This is a genomic window from Campylobacter concisus, assembly GCF_002914195.1.
Lineage (GTDB): Bacteria > Campylobacterota > Campylobacteria > Campylobacterales > Campylobacteraceae > Campylobacter_A > Campylobacter_A concisus_M.
Genome location: NZ_PPAU01000071.1, coordinates 1 through 2,060, shown reverse-complemented (window position 1 = coordinate 2,060; position 2,060 = coordinate 1). Strand labels below are relative to the sequence as shown.

Below are 2,060 nucleotides of genomic sequence, written 5' to 3'. Positions count from 1 at the left end.
ACCAAATACAGTAACATCTATGATTGAATACAAAACTCCAGAATATGACAATAGAGAGCCTGATAATGGCCAACCAAAACAAATATTGCCAGGGCAGGGCGCTTATGTTTATTGTGGTGGAATAAATGGCGGAAATTGCTCGCAGGATATACTTGATAGTTATGGCGTCTATAACAATCGTGTCCAAGAAAATTTGCAGCGGTTAAAGAAACGCTGGAGTGGTATTTTATCTGACTACAAGGAAGTCAAACAAAAACATACTCCGCTCACTGAATTTACAATAGAGCAAGATCTAATGCTTACAGAGAATTTGACTGAAATTTATAAGAACTCTTATGAGGTTGATAAATACAATAGATTGCTTGAAAAAGAGATGGAGATGAAAAAGATATTATCCAATATGGCGATCTTAAACAATGAACTAGACGTTATGGAGATTAAAAAATAATGGCAGGCGATAGAACTGGTGCATACTCAGAAGTAGAGTCACTCAAAAAAGGCAAACATAAAATTGCCAAGGATTATAGGCGAAATGAACTACTGCTATCGCTAGTTTTTGCCTTTATAATATGCTTCTTGTTTAATTATAATGAGCTATTTTCAAAAGATACCTTCTTTTTTAGCATTTTTGATTACGCGAAGGCTATAAATGGTGAATATAAAGGTGGCTTAAACTATTGGCTATTTTTGCCATTCATGCTATTAACTTATTTTGTAGCCTATCTATTTGTTGATGGCAAATTATTGGAGCGCTTCAAAAATATAAAAATTGTAAAATTTATATTTGATCTACCATTTAAGATCATAGGTTATATTTTTTATATCCCAAAAGACCTATATAACACTATGGGCTATGAAGCCTTTTATCTTAGGAAATTGGAAAAAAACTTCTTCTATCAGGTAGTTGAAAAAGAAGATGGCTATAAGAGGGTTGATAAGCTTACAATTTTTAATGATAGAAAATATCTATTTGGCAATGAATATAATAGAATTTTCTCGCTCTTTCGCTCAAAAGAACATTTCGATGATCTGTTCTTGATAATAGAAGGCTATCTATACAAATCTCACTTGTTTGACAAAGTGATATATAAAAACGATGAAGACATCTTCCCAGAGAGCTATATTAACAAAATTAATAGCGATCCAAAGAACAAAGGCAATACGATCCCAGAAAATAGAAACTATAAGTATTTTCAAACCTACATGCTTAGAGAGAACAAAGACGGCGTGCTAGAAGATAGTGTAGTGCTTTCATTAAACGCTATTAGAATATATATGGAAGACAAAAAAAGCCGCTTCAGAGATTTCTTAGAGAATGAAGCTTTTGATTTTAGAACAGCTGTATCAAGCCCTAAAAAAGAATTTGCCAAAAGATTTTACGCTCTAGCAAAAGATGTGCATTTTAGGGAAAAGATTACTAAGAGCCTAGATAAAGAAGAAGCACAAAGAGTATTAAAAACGCTTGACGCTACGGCATCTAAGTCAAGTGGTGGTCGCACTCGTGGTAACAACAATAAAAAGATTAGCATTTTTCAAGATAAAAAGACGCTTGGGTATCTCATTGAGATGTTAATGGCTGACTTTACTCTCATACTATTTAAAATAGTCATCAACCAGTTTATGAATGTTCCAGCTGGTATGATGGTTGTTAAGATAGAGGACTATGATACTAGAATGATCATAGAATACTACAAACAACTTTCTACAATAGAGATAGTTGAGAAAAAGAATGATGGCCAGTCTAAGCTATTTAAGTCAGATAACTACGTAAATTTATTCTTATTAATGTTTGCATACTTTATCAACGATAAAGAAAACAATGTGTTCTCAGAACTCTATTTTAGATTTAACACGGCTGAATACAATAAGCCATTAAGTTTTAGCGAACTTAAGAAGCTAATAGACAACGAGAGCGAAGAGGGTGTTCTTAAAAAGCAAGAAGAGTATGACAACATACAAAAAGCAAGAAGCTCAAAGAGCATTGAGATCATTGAGCAAAACAAAAATGATTTAGACGTGAGCGCAGCAGCATCTTAAACAATAGTGCAGGGGATAGATAT

At 33.3% G+C, this 2,060-nt stretch carries 2 protein-coding genes; both read left to right on the top strand.

Going from position 1 to position 2,060, the window contains the following annotated elements; translation table 11 throughout:
* A partial coding sequence (locus tag CYP28_RS01920) for a hypothetical protein (protein ID WP_219811239.1) occupies positions 1-448 on the top strand: 448 nt, incomplete at its 5' end.
* Positions 448-2,037 (top strand): hypothetical protein, encoded by a 1,590-nt coding sequence (locus CYP28_RS01915; protein ID WP_103592889.1) that lies wholly within the window; start codon positions 448-450, stop codon positions 2,035-2,037. The genes CYP28_RS01920 and CYP28_RS01915, both read left to right, overlap by 1 nt.
* Positions 2,038-2,060: the final 23 nt, after the last annotated feature.